Below are 19676 nucleotides of genomic sequence, written 5' to 3' on the forward strand. Positions count from 1 at the left end.
ATTATAGGAACCTTATTTTAGTAAAATGTGCTCTGAGGGTACGCATACTTAGGGTCAATAACATATATGATGCTGATAGGCTATCTAATGAATCATCATCACTCTTACCATCTCCTTTGTACTTATAAATATCAGATATAGCTGATTTACTTGAATAATCCATAATACTAAGTTTAGAAGTTGCAAATGGCTCTATTAATGTAGCAATTCTAGTAAATTTATTACTTATAGGTTTAATTGGAGCAATTTTAAACTTATGACTCATACCCGCCCTAAGTTTAAGAAACGTTTTAGTCACATTCCCATGCCCAGAAACGTTATCCCTATCTTCAACATATAGTTTGTGTACATTAAGATTTGTAAGTATAGTTTTAATTGTATTTAACATCTTAGGATCACCTACTGGTAACTTTTCTTGAAAAATAAATGCATAATAACTTTGATCTACTCGCTCCAAAACACAAAGCGCTGTATTATCTCCTCCTATACTATATGCAGGATCTAAATATGCTATTGGGGATATAAATTCATGCTTACTTGTAAGATTAACATTAGTAAATATCGCATCACAGGACGGGACCCATTCTCCAAGTAAAACCCTTGCTTTATATGTTGGAATGTCCCTGTAAATCTCTTCTTGGTTTTTAATAAATTCTCTAGCAATTAATTCATTATCATATGTTGTAAAGTTATATGTAGAGTAAATTTTTGTATTATCAATATAATCAAGCTTAAAGAAATGCTCCGGGCTATCAGGATTGGTATCAAATATAATTGACTGCATTCCTACTCTAAGCCTTTTTAAACATTCTATTAATGTTTCTTTATGCAGTGTAGTAGCTTCATTAACGTAAATAAGCGCCGAATTAGAGCCTCTAAACCGCTCAAAATCACTTACCTTATCACCACCATACAGATTAACTTTTAGTGAGTCTATTTCAAAATATGATGTATTAGAAAATTTTGGCCTAAAGGGTATTTTAAGCATACTAGCAATCTTTTCAAACTGCCCTAAAACATTAACCTTTAATGATTTTTGTGAATTTCCTATTATAAAATTATTAGTATCTTGCCTGTATAGATGCCTATTCTTAATGAGCATCTTTAGATATAAATAACAAGCTAAAAATGTTTTTCCACTTGCAATACCACCTGATAGGATAATTTTACTTTGATTATTCTTCTCGATATTACGTACTACTTTAAGTTGTTTTTTAGTTAAATATTTACTCTCAAACCCTTTAAAATCAATTATTATATTCTTCGGTTTAATAAAAGACGTAATATCAATATCAAATGAACGTTTATATTCTCTTTGCATCTCTTTAAATAACGGTAGCTTGTATATATCCACTCTATATCCTTTAAATCTTAAATTTACTTTGTAAATCAAGATCAGTGGCTTTTAATTTAACCATTACCTGATAAATCAAATCCATTTCTTGTATCTCTTTCTTTCTTCTCACATTATCAAGTTCTAATATCTTATAATTAAGCTCTTCATTATCTTTTGTGTCAATATTCTCCTTAAGATGAAGAATCTGGCTCTCTAATATTTCTATCTTTTGATTATAAGATTTAAGCTCTAACTTTAAATATCTATTGAATGAATTAATAAATTTAAGTCCCAATGTACTCTTAGCAATATTAAATTGACTCTTAAGATTGCTTGCTTGCGCATTACTCTCAGATGCCCGAATTAAAATATTAGTTAGTGTATCTTCACTTATTGTTAATTTATTAGAACTTTCCATATTGTCAATTTCTCTTCTTTCCCATTTTCGCCTCATTTTACACACATTAGCACGACTAACTCCAAGCTCTCTTGCAATACCTGTATCATTAAGCTTTCCTTCATTAAAATACATAACATAATCATCAAACGACTTCTTTTCTTTACACATACTTCTTTAACCATAGTTAAAATTAAATTAAGTCAAAACAAGTTAATTTTTGTTAACTTATTTTAACATAAACTATATAACACAAGTAATAAGATTACAAATCTATACTCAATATCAAACAAATAGATTATAATACTTGAACTAATGAGGGGAATATTTATATGAAAAAATATATAAAATTAACAATACTTTGTAGCTCACTACTATTATATTGTTGTAGTGGACACGAACTAAGTATGGTACCAAAAAATACAGTATTTACTAGTAATCCTAAAAATAATCATTTTACTAATCTACAAGAAGGTAACAAAGAAGAGCGAAATAGTGAAGAAAAACCAAAAGAAGTGATTACTTTAACTGATGATGAACAACACAAGTTCAACATATTCAATTTTAGTTTAAATCTTTATATAAATAAAAACGTAAGCGATACAAGCCCAGAACATCCAGCTTATCAAGAATTTAAAGATAAAATAAAAAAATACAAAAACTTTCTAAATTGGATTTCAAAAGACATACAAAAACAAAAAGAATTGGCTAATGCTTTTACTACTGTTTATAATATTTTAAAATCTAAAAAGGAAAAATACACAAATCTTACTGCAAATGATATCACTCTTGAACAATATATAACTGATGACATAAACAAGAATCTTGATCCCTCCCTAACTGATCCAAATCATAGCGATATAAGCAATCTTTTTAATCATATTGAACCTAATCTTTATTTGTCTCCTGAAACTGATAACAACAAAATACTGAAATTGTTTAAAGAAGGACTTATAAATAAAAGTTATTCACTAAATGCAACTTTAAGATGGTAAGAATAGTATAATGCTAATGGAAGATGTCTATTCAATCAAAAAAAATAAAATAAAAAGATTTGTTAAAAAATAAATAAAAGGATTAAGTAAAAGTAAAAAGTAAACATTTTGTTAACTTTAAGTTAAGAGAAATAGAGAATTTAAATTTTATACTAAAAAACCCATCATTGCAAAGTTGAAAGCTATTAAATCAATAAATAAAGTAAATGTAGAGTAAAATTATAAGTATTTGTTAAAGATAACACAAAGTATACTAGATATTTTGTGCTGCTTATCCTTAAAACAACCTTTCTCTAAATTACAAGTATTCTACACAGAATATTTCTCTTACAATGAAGACCTTTAAAAATTGACTCTACGTGTAAGTATTTGCTAATATTTTTATAACTAATTTTATATATTTTTAATGTGTTTAGTTAACTTTGAAATTACATGAAAGGGAAACATTTAATTAACTGCAATCTTAACTTAAAAATTAAAGAATTAGAAATGCAAAATCAACGCTTAAGTGAAGAATTAACTTTAATTAAAAGTCAAAGCAAAACTAGACATACTAAAAAATTATCCCCCCCTTTAAGATTTTATCTAAATGACAAGACAATTAGACTTGTAAAACGCTCTATAGAGAGACTTAAAAGTCTAGACCCCATTTCAGGATGGTTTGTACACTTACTCTCAATTACTGGTTGTAGGGGTGTTGAGATGCAAAATGTAAAACTTACTGACATATATAAAGAGACGTGTAGTAATGGTGAAGTATTTTATTCTATTCGCGTTAATGTAGCTAAAAAACGTAGCAATATCTGTATTAGAGAAGTAGTCATTAGTAAATCTGAATTTAAATCTATAATGCAAGCCCATCAAAACTACTTTTTATCTAAAGGAAAAGACACAAGACGTACATATCTATTTCAAAAAAGTAAACTTAAATTTCGTGACAATAAAATTAACATAACTGAAATTTCAAAACAGTTTAAGGAATTACTCATTAAGGGAGGATTTAAACATCGCAAATCTTTGCATATACTTCGTAATATATTTATAGCATCACTAAAGTCTAGAGGATATAATTCATTTGAAATTAAAGAACTTATGAAATATTCATCTACTTCTGAGATTGATAATGTTTATGGTCTCTCAAGTGCAAGTAAAATACAGGCTTACAAAGATATCAAAACTAGCTTGAAATAACTTTTAAGTTTTGCTAATATTTTTAAGGTACTACTCCCCCCACTTCAAGATTTTTACCAAGCACCAGTAAATACCTAATTTGACATTTAGGTATTTATTTTTACAAAAAAAATATTTGTTAATCCTTTGTTTTTGATAAAATTATAGTTTATAATATATATATTCTTTAAACCAAAATTTCATTATGAAAAGAGAACAGGGACTTTAAACTTTTCTAGAGTCCTTTCTCTTTACGCTTGCATTTTAAACATTTCCGTTCAAGCATAACGAATACTCTTTAAATCCATACTTGACCTATTAGTTTTGTATGAAGTAGCTAGTAGCTCATGTTTAGTTTGCTTGAAAATACTTGCTATACCAGTTGAGCGTGCTACATAGTTTATGAAAAGATTATGCTTTAAGAAAAGCTTAACTACTCTTAAATCATCAAATTCACTTACTGCAAAATGCCAGTTATATCTCTTAAGCTCTATAATAAGTCTCTCTAGAGAATCTAAATTCCATCCACGATTATCAGCAAGATTCCCATGAGAAATTGAATATGGAGGGTCAAGATATACAAATGTTGAGCTTACCTTGTCTCGATTAGGTAGTGCAGCTAAAAATTTAAATATATCTCGTGATGTAAATATTGCATTATCAAGCATCTCTTTAAATCTAGACTTATAAATTTGAAGGTTTTCTAAAAACAATCTCTTGGCATTACTTCGATCCAACTTCATAGTTGAACTAGATGAACCATAAAGTGAATATAAACATCTAAGCACCATGTACTCAATTTTGTCTCTGTTCTCATCAATTATGCTGTCATAAATAATCGCATCTCTTACACGATTGTAAAGCAACTCAGGATCTTGTCTTAAGATATAGAAAAACTTATATATAAATTTAGAATTATCATTAAGTATATTATAATGGGCTAATGGTTTTGCAAAAAATACTGCTCCTGTACCAAAAAATCCTTCAATATACTGAGTATGCTTAGGAAAAAGACTTATAATATCAGCACTACAAAGGTACTTAACTTCCTTCTCTACTTAGTAGTTTCAATATTTCTTAAATATTCTCCTTGATGTAATCTCATATTCAACTCCCCGCTCTTTAAGTGTCAGTGAATCATAAAGCACAGATGACAAATTAGTTGCTATAAAATGATATCCTGGTGTATTTTTTATTTTAACTTCACTTATCTCAAATTCTCCATCTAAACATCTGTAAGCAGGTCCCTCCCACCTCACACTTGCACTGATATCAAACCGTCTCAGCACAGCGCATGGATTTAGAATATAACAATTACTTCTCATACACCCTGACTTAACAAAGTTATGATAATTCCTATTTATATCAAGAACACTAAACTGCAACTTTTTAAAAACTGATACGTAATAATGAAGAGATAAAAAGTAACATCCCCACTGACGTACTGCTGAGACTAAATTTGGGTTATTTTGCGTTATTTTCATATATAATCTCACTTACAATCTTTATTTTTTTAACTACCCACCCCTTAACTTAAATATAGATACTAAAAAGGAATATCTTCATAAAACTCATCTTCAAGCTTACTCTCATTAATATCTTGTGTTTTAATTGATGAGTTTAAGACGCAAATATCATTTACCAAAATACTGTATTTACTCTTACCCTCACCTGTACGCTTATCATTCCAACTTGAATAAGATAGGGCTCCACTAAGTACAACTTGAACCCCTCGTTTAAGTAAAGCAGCAAGACTCTCAGCTCTAGCTCCAAAAATCACACAGTCAAAAAATTGAGCCTGTCTTGTCACACAGTTATTCTTCTTTACACCTCTATTATTAGCTAGTGTAAATTTTAATATAGGAAAACTATTACTAGTATAAATAACCTCACAGTTTCTTGTTAAACGACCAGACATACTTAACGAGTTAATATCAAACACCAGAACTCTCCTCATCATGAAGCCTACTTAACATTTCCATACGTCTTAAATCACAATCAAGTCTCTCAAGATTTTCTAAAAATTCTCGTCTTGCATAATAAGCTTGAAAGAGATTCTTTATAATTCTCACACCAAACTTACATAAAAATCTTAAAATCTTGTAAGTAATTACTACAAATAAAACCATAAACATAAATCTCATAAAGGTACCCTTAAACAGCTTTTAAAATAGGTGTAGACCATTCATTTGAATTACTACTAAAATTAGAAAGCCCATTCACTTGTGTATAACTATCACTAAACACCTTAAACCTATCTTTAATGGCTCTTTTTCTCATGTTTAACGAGAATAAAATTCCTTCAAAATTATAATAGATATTATCAATAATTGAATAAGTCCTCATCATATCTTGAATTTTTCTTTTTACTTTTAATTTAACTACTTTGGTAATCTCCTCAGCTTCTTTTGCTTTCTCAGATTCAACTTTACTGATATGCTCAACCATTTTATTTAAAATAAAAATATCATTTTTTAAACCAAGCTCATTCTCAACTTCTAGATTTGTCAACTTAACAAACTTAAGAAATTCTTGTCTAAAGTCTAATTGTGCCAAGGTATTATAAAATTCACTTTTATTTAAAAATGATTTTATTCTCTCAACCAACTCTTCATTACTTGCACTCTCAATATCATTATAGCTTCTCATATACTTAAGAGCGTTGTTAATCTCAACATTAAAAGCCACCATATAAAACATAATCTTTGCTATAAATGCATCGTCTCTTTCAATAACACAGTTTGTAGTATCTCCACCAAATAAAAAGAATAAGTTTCCTTTTTTCAATCCCGTACATAAGAGTTGCATCTGTACTTGTACGTAATACTTAAAGAAATATTTATTATCTAGAAAATTACCAATTCTATTATATTCAGAAGCACCGCATTGTATTTGAAATGAATCGCTGCATTTTGTCTCTAAAAGTTCAGCATCACCTTCCCCATTAACAAACCAAGCATCAATTGTAGCACCAACTAATGTCTCACAGCCCTCAACTTTTTTAAAGTAATTATATTTATCAATACCGTTTGAATATTTATTTTTATGTAATATATGAATATTCTTATCATAAGTTTTTACAAATTCGTCAATTATTAAATTCTCTAAAGCCTTTCCTTTTTTAATACTCAAATTTTCTTCAAATGGTATTTCCCTTCCTATTGATTTAAGAATTCTTACGATAAACATCTCTTCTAAAGAATCAGCTCCCATAAACAGACTACCAACTTCACTAGCTCCTACCCTGTGTAAAGCTCTTCTTTGCATACTAAAGTCAACCTTACTATTAAACTTAAAATACTCATTCTTGTTAATATTAGGTATCTTACGTCCTATCTTGCTTATTTTACTTAACTGTTTTTGTTTACCTTTAAGATTTTCTTGACTCTGATATGCAAAAGATTCAAAACCCTTAAACACCATTTGTCCGTACAAATCAAATTGTTGCATCCCTTCCTCTGATCCTGAATTATTTATTTTTGTCATATTTGTCATATTTAAACTCCTTATATATTAGGTTTTATAAACAAAATAATATAGCAAAAAATTGTTTTTGCCAAAAATTTTGCTATATTATTTTTGTTAAATTTTACAAAAATATATTTTTATTATAAATAGGTTTACTTTCTAATAACTATTGAGTTATGATTGAATATCAATAATAAACCTAATAAATAACAGGAGCTTAATATGAAAAGCACAAAAAAGACTACCAACAAATACCAACACAAACTAATAGTAGCAATATCAACAATTGACTATATCAATAATAAACATAAAAAATACACACAAAGCAATCTACTTTACTACTTTAATGGAAACTTAAAACGCAATGGTCATAAAGAAACTACTCTTAAAACATTTCAAAAATATCTTTATAAATTAGAAAAAGTATTTAAAGTAACAATTAATTATCACAAACACTTGGGTGTTAACATGGGAACTGAAGTTCATTACAAACTTAAATACTCTAAAAAAGAATGTCACTTTATAATCAATAAACACTTTAGAGATAAAAAAGAAGAAAGATTTCAAAAACGTGTAAGTACATATCATACAAAAACTTGTAATAAAAAGGAGAATGTAGAAAAAGCGGAGTGTTTTAATAATAACTATAATAATAAAAAAGAAGATAAGAAAAACATAAAATTCATAGAAAAATTACAAGTAGAAAAATATGCTAAAAAATGCAATTTTAAATCAAATGCTTTCCTTTCTATTTTGAATTTAGAAATGGATAAAGATTTTAAAATTCAATCATTTAAAGCCATCAAAATAGCTGAAAATAATGTGTATAAACACATAGACAGGATTAAATCAAATAACAGTAAACTTAAAAGCAAACAACAAGAATTAAGTAAGGTATTAGATGAGACAAAAAATAATCTAAAAGATGAGGGATATGACAGCAAACAATTAGAGAACCAAATACAAAATGTGTATGAACAATATAAAAACAAACCCCACTTTATCATAGAAAAAGATAAATACAATGATTTAAAGAAGATAGTAGAAAGACTTAAAAAAACAGTAGCATATGTTAAAACAAATATAAAAGAAGATAAAAAAGATATTAGGAATAACATCTTTAGCATACTTCTTGATCAGTTAAGGCATAAAATAGACACATCGGTTTTAGTACCAATATTAAAGAATTATTTAAGCAAGCAGGACAAATTAGAATATAGCAAGGTATTTAGTAACCATTACTACTGTGAACTTTTAGAGTTAATGGAAGATAATAAAGATAATTTACAATTAGGGGAATCTAAAAAAATTACTAGTTAAGGATTAGTTATGGAGAGTGTATTAGAACGCCTTAAAGAGAAAAAGTTAGAAATTAAGGATGAAGTCAAAAATAGAGGTCTTTTTACAAAAATAGAGAAAATTGATAACAAAACAATATATCACACAAAGATAATGAATGATTTCTATGCGTTTGGAGTTGATGAAAGACAAAAGGATAAATTCTTTATTTCATTTAGAGGGCTATTTAATCAATCAAAAATAACACCTTTTAATTTATTTTCTATAAAAGGAGATGATAAATTTTTAGGCATTTATTACGGATATAGGAAACCGATACAGAATATTGTGAAAAAGTATGAGGAAAATGGAATTGTTAAAACAACTTCATTTTCAAAAGTTTATTACATAGAATTTAGATTTAAAAAAGGTAGTGTTTGTTGTTATATTAAAGGGATATCTCGTTTAATTAGGAAAGATAAATTAGATACAAAATATTATCAATCTTTAATTGAAAATATTTCAAAACTAGAGAAAGAAGTATATGAATTTTACGGGAAGAAGTTACCAGAAGGAGGTTTTATAGAAAAATGGATAAAAAAAAACCAGAAATAATAACAATAGCATCAATTAAGGGTGGCGTTGGTAAAAGTGTACTAGCAGTTATTTTCAGTCACATTTTGAAAAATTTTAATAAAAAAGTTTTATTGGTTGATTTAGATCCTCAAAACAGTTTAACTAGCTATTTCATCAAGTATATAAAAAGTATTGAGGGTGTCAATGTATATTATATGCTTAAAGAATACAGAAATTCTAACCTAAATAAATATTTAAATAAGATAAGTAGTCAAATGTTTATTATACCTTCTCATCCAATTTTGTGCAAATTTGAACAAGAGGATGAAAGGTATAAAGAACAATTATTAGAACATTGCATAATCAAGATTTTATCTAATAATAATTTTGATTATATAATGATTGATACACCTCCTAGTTTGAGTCCTTTACTATACAATGCTTTAAATGTTACAGATAAAGTTATAATACCTGTTCAACTCGAAAGGTGGTCTGTTGAAGCATTTCCTATGCTAATGGATGCAATAGAAGAAGTTAACATTTTTAAAAACAAAAAAATAGATGTTTCAATAGTAGAAAATCAGTTTGTTAAAAATAGAAATACTTTCAAAGATATAGAAGAACTGGTATTAAAAAATTATGGAATGTTTATTAAAGGTAAAATTCATAGTCTTAACAGTATTAAAATTTTAATTAATGAGTTAAAAGAACCTGATATGCAAGCAATATATTACAAAGAGGCTCAGGAAGCTTTGGAGAAAATAGTAAAAGTACGCTAGCGTACTTTTATAACATTTGAAAAATAAAGGAGGGAACAATGTCTAAAATTCAGAAAAAGGAAATTGTTTTAAACAGCAGAAAAACTAGTATTAATCAATTTGAAAGAGGTGATGATAAAGATGATGAAATAGAATATGAAGGTTATAAAAATCAAATAAGAAGAATTACTGTAAGTGATATAGGCAATAAAATTGAATTAATGGAAATTTTATATAAAATAAGAATGAAGAAACTTTATCAACTTGATGGATACAAGAAGTTTGAAGATTTTCTTGAAAAATTTGTCATAGCAAGAAGTCAAGCATTCTTATATTTGCGGCTTTACAAAAGAGTATTATCAGGTGATTTAAAAATAGAGGAAATTAAGCAATTTGGATTTAGAGAGGCGTATAAAAGAATTAAAAAGTTTGATATGGATAAAAATATTTCAAGAGAAAATCCAATAAAACCATTAAGATTTCAACTAAAAAAACAAGAGAGTTATGATTTTTATAAAAAAAATGCGAAATTGACAGCATTCATTTTAGATGAAATTTTTTCAAGTAAAAAAGATTTACTAGAAGAGTTTATGAAGAAATTTAAAAGTTTAAAAGGTTAGGTATAAGGAGTACTTATGAGTAATTTATCATATAAGATATATAGAACAGAAGATTTAAGGAAGGGGTTCTTAGATAAGGGATTTACTGAAGAAGCTGTGGATTTTATTTTACTTCATAATGATAATTCTAATTTTGAAGTTTTAAGGGAAAAGGTAAACTTATTAAAATAATAAATTTTTTTGGAAAAAGAATAATTATATTGAGCAGTAAAAGAGTAAATGAATTGACATTATTTTGGATTTGATATATAGTAATGACATTATTGAGGTCTATTTGTGTATAGACTCCGATTTTATTAGGTGTTTTTCAAAGATTCTTAAGTCTTTGTTATCGTTTTTTTGAAAAAAATGATAACAAAGACTTAAGTTTTTATTTTCTATCTCGATAATTCAATTCTATAATATTTCAACAAAAATATTGACAAAAACAATTTCTTACTGTATTATCTTATTTATAAAACCTAATAAGTAAGGAGTTTAAATATGACAAAAAATAAAGTTAAAAATACAAAAACCAAAATGCGCAGATCAGTTAAGAAACTGGGTAAACAAAAGATAAAAGTAACAGATATAAGAGTAAATAATCAAGCTTTAGTAACTGATGAGAATCAAGCAAGGGTAAACTTTCTAAAATCTCTATACAGTCTACGTATGAATTTAAGTGGTGTTGCTAAGAATCTTAATGGATATGGGTATAAATATCAAAATTTCAATGAGATAATCAGAGAGATAAAGAATGTTATAAAGAGTAACAATTTAGATATTGATTTCCTGCAATGTCCAACATTTAAAGTTGTGGGAAATAATACAATTAATGTTATTACAACAACATTTTACAGTCCAAGTAGTGGGTATAGCGAGTCATTTGATACTCCAATTTACACAGAAGAATTTTCTTCTCTAGGGGCAAAGAATCAAAATACTTTATCGCAACTTGTAGGTTCATGCATAACATATCATAAAAGATATGCTCTTGTAGGATACCTATCAATAGAGAGTGAAGTTGACACCGATGCTAGTTCATTGGAGCATATTCAAGGAGCTAATGAGGAATTAGCCAGTAGTGTAAATGTTCCACTTGTAAATTCTCTAAAGAGAGATAAAACTGTTAATACTAAAAGAGTAACTAAAGGTGAAACAAAACAGCCACCTGTAAGTCACAAATCTGTAACTAGTCTTGATAAGCTGCCTAAACGTATACCCGTTAAGTATCATTATTACCAAAATTTACTTCAAGCATCTAAAAGAATGCATTCGGTATTAGATCATACACCTTTTGATAGTTTAGAAACAATAGATAAGTTTTTACTGCAATTAAATAATGCTGATGATTCGAGTATACTTGAGTTTTTTGAAACTAAACCAGAGCTTAAGACTATAGATTATTGGAGAGATCTTATAAATAGTTATTTAAAGAGAACAAAGTCTGATCCAGAAGTAATTGAAGGTTTTTCTAAATTTTTAGCCTGCAGAGAGTCAAAATATGGCCAGAGTCCACTCAAATTATTTGGATATATAGCTAGTGATGATAATTTTGGATATCTATGTAATAATTAAGTATAATCTCTATTCCATTTAAAGAGAGGCCTTAAGATAAAAACCTCTCTTTTTTATTTAATTTTGTAATTTTGAATATTTCCTATACACCATTTGGACAATGGGTTTAGTTATACTGATATATTCTTGAAACAAATTGATGTTAAACATTAAATTATCAATTGTACTCTCATATTTCAGTGTTGATGCGTCAAAATAAGTAAACTTAGGATACTTTGGGTCATTAACCTTTTTCTTTGTTCTAGTTAAGAATACTTGTAAGTACATAACATAATCAGATAACTTAGCTTCATAGACACTAAGTTCTTTAATAGTGTGTGTTTTAGGTGGTGTTGGTTCTTCAGTTAGTGATGCTATGGATGTACATGAGAGAATAAGTGTTGAGAGGGTCAATTTTATAAATTTGCTCAAATTATGCCTCCTTTAACATTTTGATGTAAGTACTCATTATCTTGTTACGTTTAGCTCTAAGTTGAGATGTGTATTTTGAAAGCTCATCAGAGTCAATAGAATTTTCTATAATTTCAATGTTAATCCTTAGTATCTCCTCAATTTCAGAAAGTAGTTTAATAGCCTCCCTCCCTTCCATTTGGTATATGCTAGCCTCATATAGAGCGTAAAAATAATTAACCACTTTAGTAAAAATGTTGATGTAAGTAGCAGTATTTTTCCCGTGATGATTATTTTTAATAATTTCGGTAAAGTTATTTAAAATATCAACACTTAATTTAGCAGTGCTTAATTTCATAAGTCTTCTCCTTTATCTGTGTCTTTAACACGTGTTTTTATCTTACTAGCTAAAATAGTTAGTATATCTTTAATTGCTGGCTTGAAAATCAGCCCAAGACTTAAGATAAATGCAGCAATAATAACTAACTTAACTTCATTGATGTTAATTAGTTGAAGTAAAAAATTTAATAAATTATTATCAAGTTCATTCAATTTGTCTCTCCTTTAATTTAATTTGGTAGATACAACTATATATCAATATATCAAAAACTAAGGTAAAAAATACAAATAAAAAATTATAGCTTCACAAGTAAAGGAGAGCCACTCACATTCTTTTGCATATACCAACCCTCTAAAATATTTCCATTAAAACCTGTACCGCCGTGTACACTTGCAAGCCTAAATAGGGTTCGTTTTGAAGAATAGCTATATTTTATGCTTACTTCTTTGTTAGATTGAGCAGTTGAATTAGAGATTGCATCAACTTTTACAATTAAATATATAGGAGTATCATCATATGAACTGTCTGTTTGTATAATAATTTCTTCATGGTTAGATGTGGATGTGGATCCAAGTTTAAAAACATAACGTCCATATTTTAAACTAGACATGTACACAGTGTTTCTATAATAATCGTCACTACTATTATAACTAGTTGCTCTTATTGTAGTAGTACTACTTACACTAAAACTATTACTAATACCAGTTAGATATTCTTGTACTGGGATTTTCTTTAAACTAGAGTAGTAAAGTCCTATAAGGTAATGACTTTTGCTTAAATTATCTTCAGGTAAGTTAGATTCAAATTTATTTGTAACTTTACTTATAATACTGTCCATAACACTAGATTCATTATTGTTAAGTTTTTCTACAACTTTACTATATGTCTTTGAAATACTACTAGAGTCATCATTTAAAAATTTGGTAAGTACTTGACTATAAACTTGGTTTATAAAGTTGGAGTCACCTAGTAATTCATTGGCAATTAGTGTTTTGATAACTTGTTTGAAATCATTCTTTCGATCGCCATCATCAATAAATATTTTTGTATGTAAGTCTTTATGGAAGTTATCAAGAGTAATGGCATGACAACTAGAAAACCCATCATCTAGAACCAAAAGATTAGTAGGTTCAAGTTTGGTTACTTTATTTAGATTTTTAATCTCAATTGTATCATCGTGTTTTACAACACTCTCTTGTGCTTGAGTTGACATAAAATCTCCTTAAATTATTATCCTTTAAATTCTCTGACGAACTTACCCTCATGGTTTTGTATCTTAAGTACCCTTCCAATGGGAATCAGTTTTTTGATAAATGCATAAATTGAATGCTCATATCCTTTAGGAAGCAAGGTCATAGTCCAAGCTTTTTTAAAGATTTGCCCATTCTCTTTAGTCCTGAATATAATTTTTTTATATGGGGTGGCTTTTGGAGTACTACCTACAATAAATACGATAACATTAGTTTTAATATGACTCTTAAGTTTGATATTAATAACACCAGGTTCTAAGGTAGTAGGCACAATATCAACATTAAGAAAAGCCTTAAATAGTTTTATAAATGATTCATGTGTTCCAATATGACGTAGAGCAAACAGCACACTATCAATATTTTTAGCAAGTGTGTCAAGTGTTTGGTTGGTTGAGTAAATAATTTGTAGTATATCAGATAACCAAAACGCTATGAATCTTGAATTTAAATGCTCGCTAGCATGAGTATCTTCAAAATTAGCAATAAGCTCTTTAATTTCTTTTATGATTTTATTTATAAACACCAGTTCAGTATTTATTATTTTTTCAACTTGGGTGTCTTTAAGAAATGTAGGTATATTTACCATAATCTATCCTTTTTTTTATGAAGAGATATCAATTAGCAAGCGATCAGCATTAAAGTTGAGATCTAAAATTTCATTTGCTTGAATTTGAATATTCTCATTTTGCTTGAACTCACTTGTATTAATATCAGTAATTTTTACCTCCAGGTTATCTTTTATAGCAATGGAGATGTCAATGCAATGAACACCTTTAATTTCATTAACAGGAGCAAAGAAATCTTGATATTCAAAACTGATTCCCATATCTGTGTAGTTATTATTTTTAATTCGAGTATAAATTTCTCTAATTTTAGAGTCAATGTTCAAATATATGTGATTTTCAAGATTGACTTTGTATTTACTCTTAAGATATGCGTACTTGCGTTTGCCAATTGATACTTTGTAATCAATTTTTTGGTTTTGGCTATTAATTCCATCTATGAGAATATCGCCTTCAAAAACTGTACCAACAGGACATGTAAGATAAAGTGTCTCCCAAATTAATGCTTTAAGATTAGAGTTTGTAATTTGACTCTTATCTTCACTCATCATCAAGTCATCTAATATTAGGTAAATACTAGCCTTTCCGGCTGTGCTTTTAATATTGACATTACTAATTCCATTAAGATTTAGTAATGCACTCTTTATAGCATCATAGGTAGTACTTTTAATGCTTATATGTTTTTGTATCTCTCTCCAATAAGGAGCATCTGGTTTAAGAAGAGAGAATAATTTGTTAACCTCACCTATAAGTTCATATTCTTTTATTGCAAGTGAGCTTGCAATGATATTGTAAATTGATGTGGGGTCATTATTAATTGTAATTCCATACATGTCTTTTAAATATTCACGTTTGGTATTAATTATTTGTTGTATATCCTGTTTTAAAGTTCCAAAGTCAGGATCAAAGAGAATACTCATATGCAAATCTCCATATCTAGGGTGTCGTTTGCAAATTCAAATGTAATGTTTAATTTTTTATTTATAATCGTTGTTTCAATGTTGATAGCGTCAATCTTTAGGTCTTGTATAATATTTGAAAGGTAAGTTTTAATTTGTGTTAAAGAGCTTACCTTAGCAAATCTTAAAGCTAAATCATAATCAAATCCCCAATTAGGAGCATTTTTAATACTACCCTTTGGAGTTTTAAGGAAAATAAATAAACGTTGCTTTTGTTCGTTTATTCCATTAATTAATGCTAAGTCCTCATTAAAGACAGAATTAAATTGATTGTCAATTTGTAAATCCAATGTCTAACCCTCAAGTTAGCAAGTATATTGTTTAATTTAACAAAAACCTATTTAAGTAACATATTTATCTTAGTTGTAATCTTTGTAAGATTACTGTAAAAACTAGGATCAACGACTGATTGTCCAGTAACCCTTAAATTGTATAGACAAGAGACAATCTCTTCTAGTACTGCCTTTAAACTTGTATTATTAGCTTTAATGTCTATTGGGTGTTGTATGTCAATTGCAAAGTCATTAACTTTGATAGTAGCATTTTGCATATTAATAGGCTTTAGAATATAGAAATAGTTTTTATCAAAATAATTATCATCATCCTCATTAAAAAGGTTAATACTACTTTGAAGAAGGATAACACTCTCACCTTCGCTAAGATTAAAGTGCATATTTGATATATTTCGTGTTTTAATCTCTAAATCTGTCTCTCCAGAGAGTAAAACTACACCTTCTTGTGTAGAGGGGTTGAAAGATTTAATTATTCCTAGCCTAGAGATAAAGATGTTTCTGTAAATCCATAGTTTGATCTCTTCTTGTGTTAGTGCTGAACCTTTCATTTGGCTATTCATTCTGTATATTTCATAATTCAAGTTCATATTTATTTAGCTTCTCCTTTGATATTTAAATAATTAGAGTCATCATAAAGCTTCAAGGTAAGTGAGCACTCACCAGTATTGCTTAAAGCAGCACTAGTCTCTATAATGCTACTCTTAACTTCACTCCCCAGAGAGTCTAGAAATTTGACCCTATCACCAACTTTTAGTTTGTGTGTATACATAATCTTGGCATTCCAATATATAAGTCTTATATTGCGGGTACTTCCGATAGCAATTTCTTGTTGCGGGATAAAGTGAAGACCAAAATCTTCAAGTAGTAAATAATTTGTATGTCCAGCTTCAGGTGTTGCGTTAGTAAAGATATAATTACACTCAACATGCTCAAGTCCTAGAGTTGATTCTTTAATAATTTGTCTTTGATCTTTAGGTATAATATCTGTTCTAACACTTTGAACATACTTTTTAGTTATCTTTTCAATAAACTCAAGAGGAGTATTTGCACAAAAACTCTCATCTATAATTTTTGTTCTATCAGCATAACTCATATTGATTATATGTCTATTAGGAAATGCTATAGAGATGGCATTCTCTACACTCATGCCTTGAAATTGATTTATGTCAAGTTTGCGATTGAAATAATTACTTTTTGTTGACAGATGAACTTCAAGATCAACACTAAAATCACCAGTATCATAATCAGTACTCATAGGAACACCTAAATACCCTGACATAATAAAATCATAATCTCTAGAGTCAGCAAATTTTTTATAAAATATCTTTACAATATCTCCTTCATTTACATTACGAGTAAAATCAAGAGATAAGTTCCAAAGAGTTAGCTTGCTTCTCTTTGCACACACATAATTATTGCTTGAGTAAATATCAGATATTGATATGTCAATGTGTATACCGTCTTCAGTTTTAATTATGATTTTAGGTTTTTCTTCTGATGTGCTAGTTTGACTTAGGTTATAAAATTCGATTTTAAAGTCGTATTTGATAAGCCTGAGATCCATTTCCTTATCCTTTATATACATTAAATGTTTTAAGAACTTCTAATGTGAGACTAATTTCAACCTCATCAAGGTATACTGTGTCTTTAAGGGTAAGAGATGTAATTGCAACTATGCTTCTAAACCCTAGAGTTGGGCTGTAGAGGCTAAATGGTACACTCTCTTGCACTCTGTTAACCAGTTGTTGTTTTGCTAAATTACTAGTATGAGGAAAAATTAACTTTCCAAAAGCCGTACTGGTTGAAAAATTAAGCAGTTCCTTATAAGCACTAGTTAATACAGCATTATTTAGTGTGATAACTTCGCCAGTAAAAGTTGGATTGTAGCTTACATATTCAGCTTTACGTGTATAATAGTCAATTACAGGACGTTTTGAACATGTTGTGGTGTAAGTTGTGCTAATTAGTTCACTTTTAGGTAAAATGAAGAACCCTTGAGGGACATATCCAAGTCCTTTAAAGTCCATCCTTGGACATAAACTTAAGAAATTATATGCCATAAACACAGTAGAGATTTCATTAAATGTTTCTTTAAGAATATTTGTTATTTGTGATGGTGTAAGATTTAAAGGGTCTAGGGTTGCCTTTAGGGGTGCTGTGTCTTTGTATTTATAAGTAAAATCAGTTGTAAATTGTGATATCATATATTTAAGGTGTCCTTATACTTGAATCTTCTTCTGTTTTAAGTTTATCAAGACTCTTACCACCATCTCCGCCTAAAAATTTAGGAAGTATTGCTTTAAGTCTTGCAATTAATGCGTCTAGAGAAAAAAATACTTTTAATGCCCTTTATTAAAGGGTCGGTAACATGTGTTTGAAAATTAAACGTTAAAGCCCAATCGAGTATTTTGTTTAAAGAAGTAACTAACGGTTCTAATACCTTGGCAGTAAGTTTTGAACCTGTGTCATTAAGCTTTTCTAAGCTACTTTTAGCCTCTTCGCTCGAGCTTGAGTAAGTAGGAAATTTAAGTGAGTTCCAATCGTTAATTACTTCCTTTAGTTTATGACTTCTGTAATCAAGGGCCTGGCCTGGTGCTAGTATGTCATATTCCATTGCGGCTCGTTCATTATATTTACCAGTAAACTCTTTAAATGAGCTCATAATGTCATAAAGAGGACCGCTTTTACCTTGCAAGAATTCTACTACTGCTTTGGTAGCCGAGTTAGTATCATCAACAACCCCAGTAGATTTAAGCTTTGCAGCAAATTCTACTGCCTTTTTAAGATTACTTTCATTGTTTTGACCTAAAAATACAAGTTCTTTTCTAATTATCCCAGCCAAGTTTAGGAAATCTTCTCTCTCTAAATCCCTTTCAAATCCGGAAATTCCTTTAAGCATACCACTTAGTGATTTCTTCTCACCTTCTGTAAATACTTTTGAAGTAATTGAATGTGTTTTACTTAATTTTGCATTGTCTTCTAAAGATTTCTTAGCATAACTAAATATTCCCGAAGCACCACTACTAACAGCATTTCCAAGAGCAGTCCCAGCAGCGATTTTTAAAATACTAGCGCCTTTAAGAATACTACTTTGAACGGTTTTGTTAAGTGCTATTTCTTTGTGCCCTCCACGTTTCAAATCTTCATATTCTAGTCGTCTTAGCTCTTTAGTTGACATTAAGGAATGCTTGAATGCTTTTCGCCTAGCGTTTTCAAATGTGTATCCAAGCTTAATGAGTTTTTTAGTCTCACTGAGTCTAAACTTTTCTACACCCTCCCTTAAACGTTCATATTTGTTTTGTTTAGATAGTTCACGTTTCTTCTCATATAAATTGTGTTTTAATATATCCTTAGTACTCTTTAGATGTGATCGCTTAGGTTTAATTAAACGTTCTAGTTTAGAAATGTCGCTCTCTAAAGATTTGCGAGTTGATGCGTGATCAAGTACACCTTTAAATTTAATTGTAAATTTTGTTGTGTTCATAATACACCTTTACTAAGGAACATTTCAAATATTTGCTTTTCAAGTTTAAGTTCAGATATTTTGTTAACTTCCATTAAATCTTTATAATTTAGTGTTTTGACGTCATTTAAAGTGCAAACACCCATGATAATTGGAAAGAAATATTTGTTTTGTTTTATCTCTTCAAGTAGCTTAAAATATTCAAGCTTAGTTTCATGTAATACTTGTATATACTCATTACTACTGCTTTTCATAAATTTTAA

The 19676-nt window shown here is 28.6% G+C and carries 27 protein-coding genes; 8 read left to right on the forward strand and 19 right to left on the reverse strand.

Annotation, left to right across the window (positions count from 1 at the left end):
- Position 1: 1 nt before the first annotated feature.
- Together bpuSUM_RS06175 and bpuSUM_RS06180 are read right to left on the reverse strand one after the other, a co-directional pair.
- Positions 2-1354, reverse strand: coding sequence for a PBSX family phage terminase large subunit (locus bpuSUM_RS06175; RefSeq protein ID WP_247067151.1), 1353 nt, complete (start codon positions 1352-1354; stop codon positions 2-4).
- A 10-nt stretch (positions 1355-1364) separates the two neighbouring features.
- Positions 1365-1904: a DUF603 domain-containing protein gene (locus bpuSUM_RS06180; RefSeq protein ID WP_247067158.1), complete on the reverse strand. Its 540-nt coding sequence runs from the start codon at positions 1902-1904 to the stop codon at positions 1365-1367.
- A 161-nt stretch (positions 1905-2065) separates the two neighbouring features.
- On the opposite strand from bpuSUM_RS06180, the gene bpuSUM_RS06185 reads away from it, so the two are divergent.
- Positions 2066-2728 (forward strand): Mlp family lipoprotein, encoded by a 663-nt coding sequence (locus bpuSUM_RS06185; RefSeq protein WP_247067160.1) that lies wholly within the window; start codon positions 2066-2068, stop codon positions 2726-2728.
- A 432-nt stretch (positions 2729-3160) separates the two neighbouring features.
- Positions 3161-3919: a tyrosine-type recombinase/integrase gene (locus tag bpuSUM_RS06190; protein WP_247067162.1), complete on the forward strand. Its 759-nt coding sequence runs from the start codon at positions 3161-3163 to the stop codon at positions 3917-3919.
- A 257-nt stretch (positions 3920-4176) separates the two neighbouring features.
- Here bpuSUM_RS06190 and bpuSUM_RS06195 read toward each other — a convergent pair whose 3' ends face one another.
- The 5 genes from bpuSUM_RS06195 to bpuSUM_RS06215 all read right to left on the reverse strand — a co-directional run bounded on the left by bpuSUM_RS06195 (position 4177) and on the right by bpuSUM_RS06215 (position 7393).
- Positions 4177-4920, reverse strand: a complete 744-nt coding sequence (locus bpuSUM_RS06195) for a DNA adenine methylase (protein WP_430644661.1) — start codon at positions 4918-4920, stop codon at positions 4177-4179.
- Positions 4921-4965: 45 nt separating this feature from the next.
- On the reverse strand, positions 4966-5382 hold the full coding sequence (locus tag bpuSUM_RS06200) for a DUF261 family protein (RefSeq protein WP_247067163.1): 417 nt from the start codon (positions 5380-5382) through the stop codon (positions 4966-4968).
- A 62-nt stretch (positions 5383-5444) separates the two neighbouring features.
- Positions 5445-5840 carry a single-stranded DNA-binding protein gene (locus bpuSUM_RS06205; RefSeq protein WP_430644660.1) on the reverse strand — a complete coding sequence of 132 codons (396 nt, stop codon included), beginning with the start codon at positions 5838-5840 and terminating at the stop codon, positions 5445-5447.
- The gene (locus tag bpuSUM_RS06210) at positions 5833-6042 is read right to left on the reverse strand and encodes a hypothetical protein (protein WP_247067167.1); all 210 of its coding nucleotides are present in this window, start codon (positions 6040-6042) and stop codon (positions 5833-5835) included. Before bpuSUM_RS06210 ends, bpuSUM_RS06205 begins: the two co-directional genes overlap by 8 nt.
- A gap of 10 nt (positions 6043-6052) precedes the next feature.
- Positions 6053-7393, reverse strand: a complete 1341-nt coding sequence (locus tag bpuSUM_RS06215) for a DUF244 domain-containing protein (protein ID WP_247067169.1) — start codon at positions 7391-7393, stop codon at positions 6053-6055.
- 195 nt (positions 7394-7588) lie between these two features.
- On the opposite strand from bpuSUM_RS06215, the gene bpuSUM_RS06220 reads away from it, so the two are divergent.
- From bpuSUM_RS06220 to bpuSUM_RS06245, 6 genes are all read left to right on the forward strand, one after another.
- Positions 7589-8686, forward strand: coding sequence for a plasmid maintenance protein (locus tag bpuSUM_RS06220; RefSeq protein ID WP_247067057.1), 1098 nt, complete (start codon positions 7589-7591; stop codon positions 8684-8686).
- A 9-nt stretch (positions 8687-8695) separates the two neighbouring features.
- Positions 8696-9259, forward strand: a complete 564-nt coding sequence (locus bpuSUM_RS06225; protein WP_247067059.1) for a DUF226 domain-containing protein — start codon at positions 8696-8698, stop codon at positions 9257-9259.
- A complete protein-coding gene (locus bpuSUM_RS06230; protein WP_247067061.1) occupies positions 9235-9999 on the forward strand; it encodes a ParA family protein in 765 nt (254 codons plus the stop codon). Before bpuSUM_RS06225 ends, bpuSUM_RS06230 begins: the two co-directional genes overlap by 25 nt.
- Before the next feature lie 38 nt (positions 10000-10037).
- Positions 10038-10598 carry a chromosome replication/partitioning protein gene (locus tag bpuSUM_RS06235; RefSeq protein ID WP_247067063.1) on the forward strand — a complete coding sequence of 187 codons (561 nt, stop codon included), beginning with the start codon at positions 10038-10040 and terminating at the stop codon, positions 10596-10598.
- Between the two features lie 15 nt (positions 10599-10613).
- Complete coding sequence (bdr, locus tag bpuSUM_RS06240; RefSeq protein WP_247067065.1) at positions 10614-10769, forward strand: Bdr family repetitive protein; 156 nt, start codon at positions 10614-10616, stop codon at positions 10767-10769.
- A 312-nt stretch (positions 10770-11081) separates the two neighbouring features.
- Positions 11082-12155, forward strand: coding sequence for an ERF family protein (locus bpuSUM_RS06245; RefSeq protein WP_247067067.1), 1074 nt, complete (start codon positions 11082-11084; stop codon positions 12153-12155).
- 57 nt (positions 12156-12212) lie between these two features.
- Here bpuSUM_RS06245 and bpuSUM_RS06250 read toward each other — a convergent pair whose 3' ends face one another.
- The 12 genes from bpuSUM_RS06250 to bpuSUM_RS06305 all read right to left on the reverse strand — a co-directional run bounded on the left by bpuSUM_RS06250 (position 12213) and on the right by bpuSUM_RS06305 (position 19667).
- The gene (locus bpuSUM_RS06250; protein WP_247067069.1) at positions 12213-12566 is read right to left on the reverse strand and encodes a BBA14 family lipoprotein; all 354 of its coding nucleotides are present in this window, start codon (positions 12564-12566) and stop codon (positions 12213-12215) included.
- A 1-nt stretch (position 12567) separates the two neighbouring features.
- Positions 12568-12903, reverse strand: a complete 336-nt coding sequence (locus tag bpuSUM_RS06255; RefSeq protein WP_247067078.1) for a BlyB family putative holin accessory protein — start codon at positions 12901-12903, stop codon at positions 12568-12570.
- Positions 12900-13097 (reverse strand): BlyA family holin, encoded by a 198-nt coding sequence (locus tag bpuSUM_RS06260; protein WP_247067080.1) that lies wholly within the window; start codon positions 13095-13097, stop codon positions 12900-12902. The genes bpuSUM_RS06255 and bpuSUM_RS06260 overlap by 4 nt, the downstream gene beginning before the upstream one ends.
- Before the next feature lie 83 nt (positions 13098-13180).
- Complete coding sequence (locus bpuSUM_RS06265) at positions 13181-14098, reverse strand: DUF685 domain-containing protein (RefSeq protein ID WP_247067082.1); 918 nt, start codon at positions 14096-14098, stop codon at positions 13181-13183.
- Between the two features lie 17 nt (positions 14099-14115).
- Positions 14116-14721, reverse strand: coding sequence for a DUF735 family protein (locus bpuSUM_RS06270; RefSeq protein WP_247067084.1), 606 nt, complete (start codon positions 14719-14721; stop codon positions 14116-14118).
- A gap of 15 nt (positions 14722-14736) precedes the next feature.
- Positions 14737-15618: a DUF276 domain-containing protein gene (locus bpuSUM_RS06275; protein ID WP_247066919.1), complete on the reverse strand. Its 882-nt coding sequence runs from the start codon at positions 15616-15618 to the stop codon at positions 14737-14739.
- The gene (locus tag bpuSUM_RS06280; protein WP_247066849.1) at positions 15615-15947 is read right to left on the reverse strand and encodes a contractile injection system sheath initiator; all 333 of its coding nucleotides are present in this window, start codon (positions 15945-15947) and stop codon (positions 15615-15617) included. Before bpuSUM_RS06280 ends, bpuSUM_RS06275 begins: the two co-directional genes overlap by 4 nt.
- 47 nt (positions 15948-15994) lie before the next feature.
- Positions 15995-16537 carry a DUF777 family protein gene (locus bpuSUM_RS06285; RefSeq protein WP_247067086.1) on the reverse strand — a complete coding sequence of 181 codons (543 nt, stop codon included), beginning with the start codon at positions 16535-16537 and terminating at the stop codon, positions 15995-15997.
- Between the two features lie 2 nt (positions 16538-16539).
- A complete protein-coding gene (locus bpuSUM_RS06290) occupies positions 16540-17514 on the reverse strand; it encodes a DUF693 family protein (RefSeq protein ID WP_247067087.1) in 975 nt (324 codons plus the stop codon).
- Between the two features lie 4 nt (positions 17515-17518).
- Positions 17519-18154, reverse strand: coding sequence for a DUF792 family protein (locus tag bpuSUM_RS06295; RefSeq protein ID WP_247066855.1), 636 nt, complete (start codon positions 18152-18154; stop codon positions 17519-17521).
- A gap of 95 nt (positions 18155-18249) precedes the next feature.
- The gene (locus tag bpuSUM_RS06300; RefSeq protein ID WP_247067089.1) at positions 18250-19434 is read right to left on the reverse strand and encodes a DUF759 family protein; all 1185 of its coding nucleotides are present in this window, start codon (positions 19432-19434) and stop codon (positions 18250-18252) included.
- Positions 19431-19667 (reverse strand): DUF1322 family protein, encoded by a 237-nt coding sequence (locus bpuSUM_RS06305; RefSeq protein ID WP_025407617.1) that lies wholly within the window; start codon positions 19665-19667, stop codon positions 19431-19433. Before bpuSUM_RS06305 ends, bpuSUM_RS06300 begins: the two co-directional genes overlap by 4 nt.
- Between the last annotated feature and the right edge of the window lie 9 nt (positions 19668-19676).

Source organism: Borrelia puertoricensis, from assembly GCF_023035875.1.
Taxonomy (GTDB): Bacteria; Spirochaetota; Spirochaetia; order Borreliales; family Borreliaceae; genus Borrelia; species Borrelia puertoricensis.

Coding starts and splice junctions, on each gene's coding strand:
- bpuSUM_RS06290 (WP_247067087.1), bottom strand. CDS start 17,514: ATGGATCTCAGGCTTATCAAATACGACTTTAAAATCGAATTTTATAAC.
- bpuSUM_RS06210 (WP_247067167.1), bottom strand. CDS start 6,042: ATGAGATTTATGTTTATGGTTTTATTTGTAGTAATTACTTACAAGATT.
- bpuSUM_RS06265 (WP_247067082.1), bottom strand. CDS start 14,098: ATGTCAACTCAAGCACAAGAGAGTGTTGTAAAACACGATGATACAATT.
- bpuSUM_RS06230 (WP_247067061.1), top strand. CDS start 9,235: ATGGATAAAAAAAAACCAGAAATAATAACAATAGCATCAATTAAGGGT.
- bpuSUM_RS06300 (WP_247067089.1), bottom strand. CDS start 19,434: ATGAACACAACAAAATTTACAATTAAATTTAAAGGTGTACTTGATCAC.
- bpuSUM_RS06215 (WP_247067169.1), bottom strand. CDS start 7,393: ATGACAAATATGACAAAAATAAATAATTCAGGATCAGAGGAAGGGATG.
- bdr (WP_247067065.1), top strand. CDS start 10,614: ATGAGTAATTTATCATATAAGATATATAGAACAGAAGATTTAAGGAAG.
- bpuSUM_RS06220 (WP_247067057.1), top strand. CDS start 7,589: ATGAAAAGCACAAAAAAGACTACCAACAAATACCAACACAAACTAATA.
- bpuSUM_RS06190 (WP_247067162.1), top strand. CDS start 3,161: ATGAAAGGGAAACATTTAATTAACTGCAATCTTAACTTAAAAATTAAA.
- bpuSUM_RS06275 (WP_247066919.1), bottom strand. CDS start 15,618: ATGAGTATTCTCTTTGATCCTGACTTTGGAACTTTAAAACAGGATATA.
- bpuSUM_RS06305 (WP_025407617.1), bottom strand. CDS start 19,667: ATGAAAAGCAGTAGTAATGAGTATATACAAGTATTACATGAAACTAAG.
- bpuSUM_RS06255 (WP_247067078.1), bottom strand. CDS start 12,903: ATGAAATTAAGCACTGCTAAATTAAGTGTTGATATTTTAAATAACTTT.
- bpuSUM_RS06270 (WP_247067084.1), bottom strand. CDS start 14,721: ATGGTAAATATACCTACATTTCTTAAAGACACCCAAGTTGAAAAAATA.
- bpuSUM_RS06245 (WP_247067067.1), top strand. CDS start 11,082: ATGACAAAAAATAAAGTTAAAAATACAAAAACCAAAATGCGCAGATCA.
- bpuSUM_RS06225 (WP_247067059.1), top strand. CDS start 8,696: ATGGAGAGTGTATTAGAACGCCTTAAAGAGAAAAAGTTAGAAATTAAG.
- bpuSUM_RS06235 (WP_247067063.1), top strand. CDS start 10,038: ATGTCTAAAATTCAGAAAAAGGAAATTGTTTTAAACAGCAGAAAAACT.
- bpuSUM_RS06285 (WP_247067086.1), bottom strand. CDS start 16,537: ATGAACTTGAATTATGAAATATACAGAATGAATAGCCAAATGAAAGGT.
- bpuSUM_RS06200 (WP_247067163.1), bottom strand. CDS start 5,382: ATGAAAATAACGCAAAATAACCCAAATTTAGTCTCAGCAGTACGTCAG.
- bpuSUM_RS06295 (WP_247066855.1), bottom strand. CDS start 18,154: ATGATATCACAATTTACAACTGATTTTACTTATAAATACAAAGACACA.
- bpuSUM_RS06180 (WP_247067158.1), bottom strand. CDS start 1,904: ATGTGTAAAGAAAAGAAGTCGTTTGATGATTATGTTATGTATTTTAAT.
- bpuSUM_RS06185 (WP_247067160.1), top strand. CDS start 2,066: ATGAAAAAATATATAAAATTAACAATACTTTGTAGCTCACTACTATTA.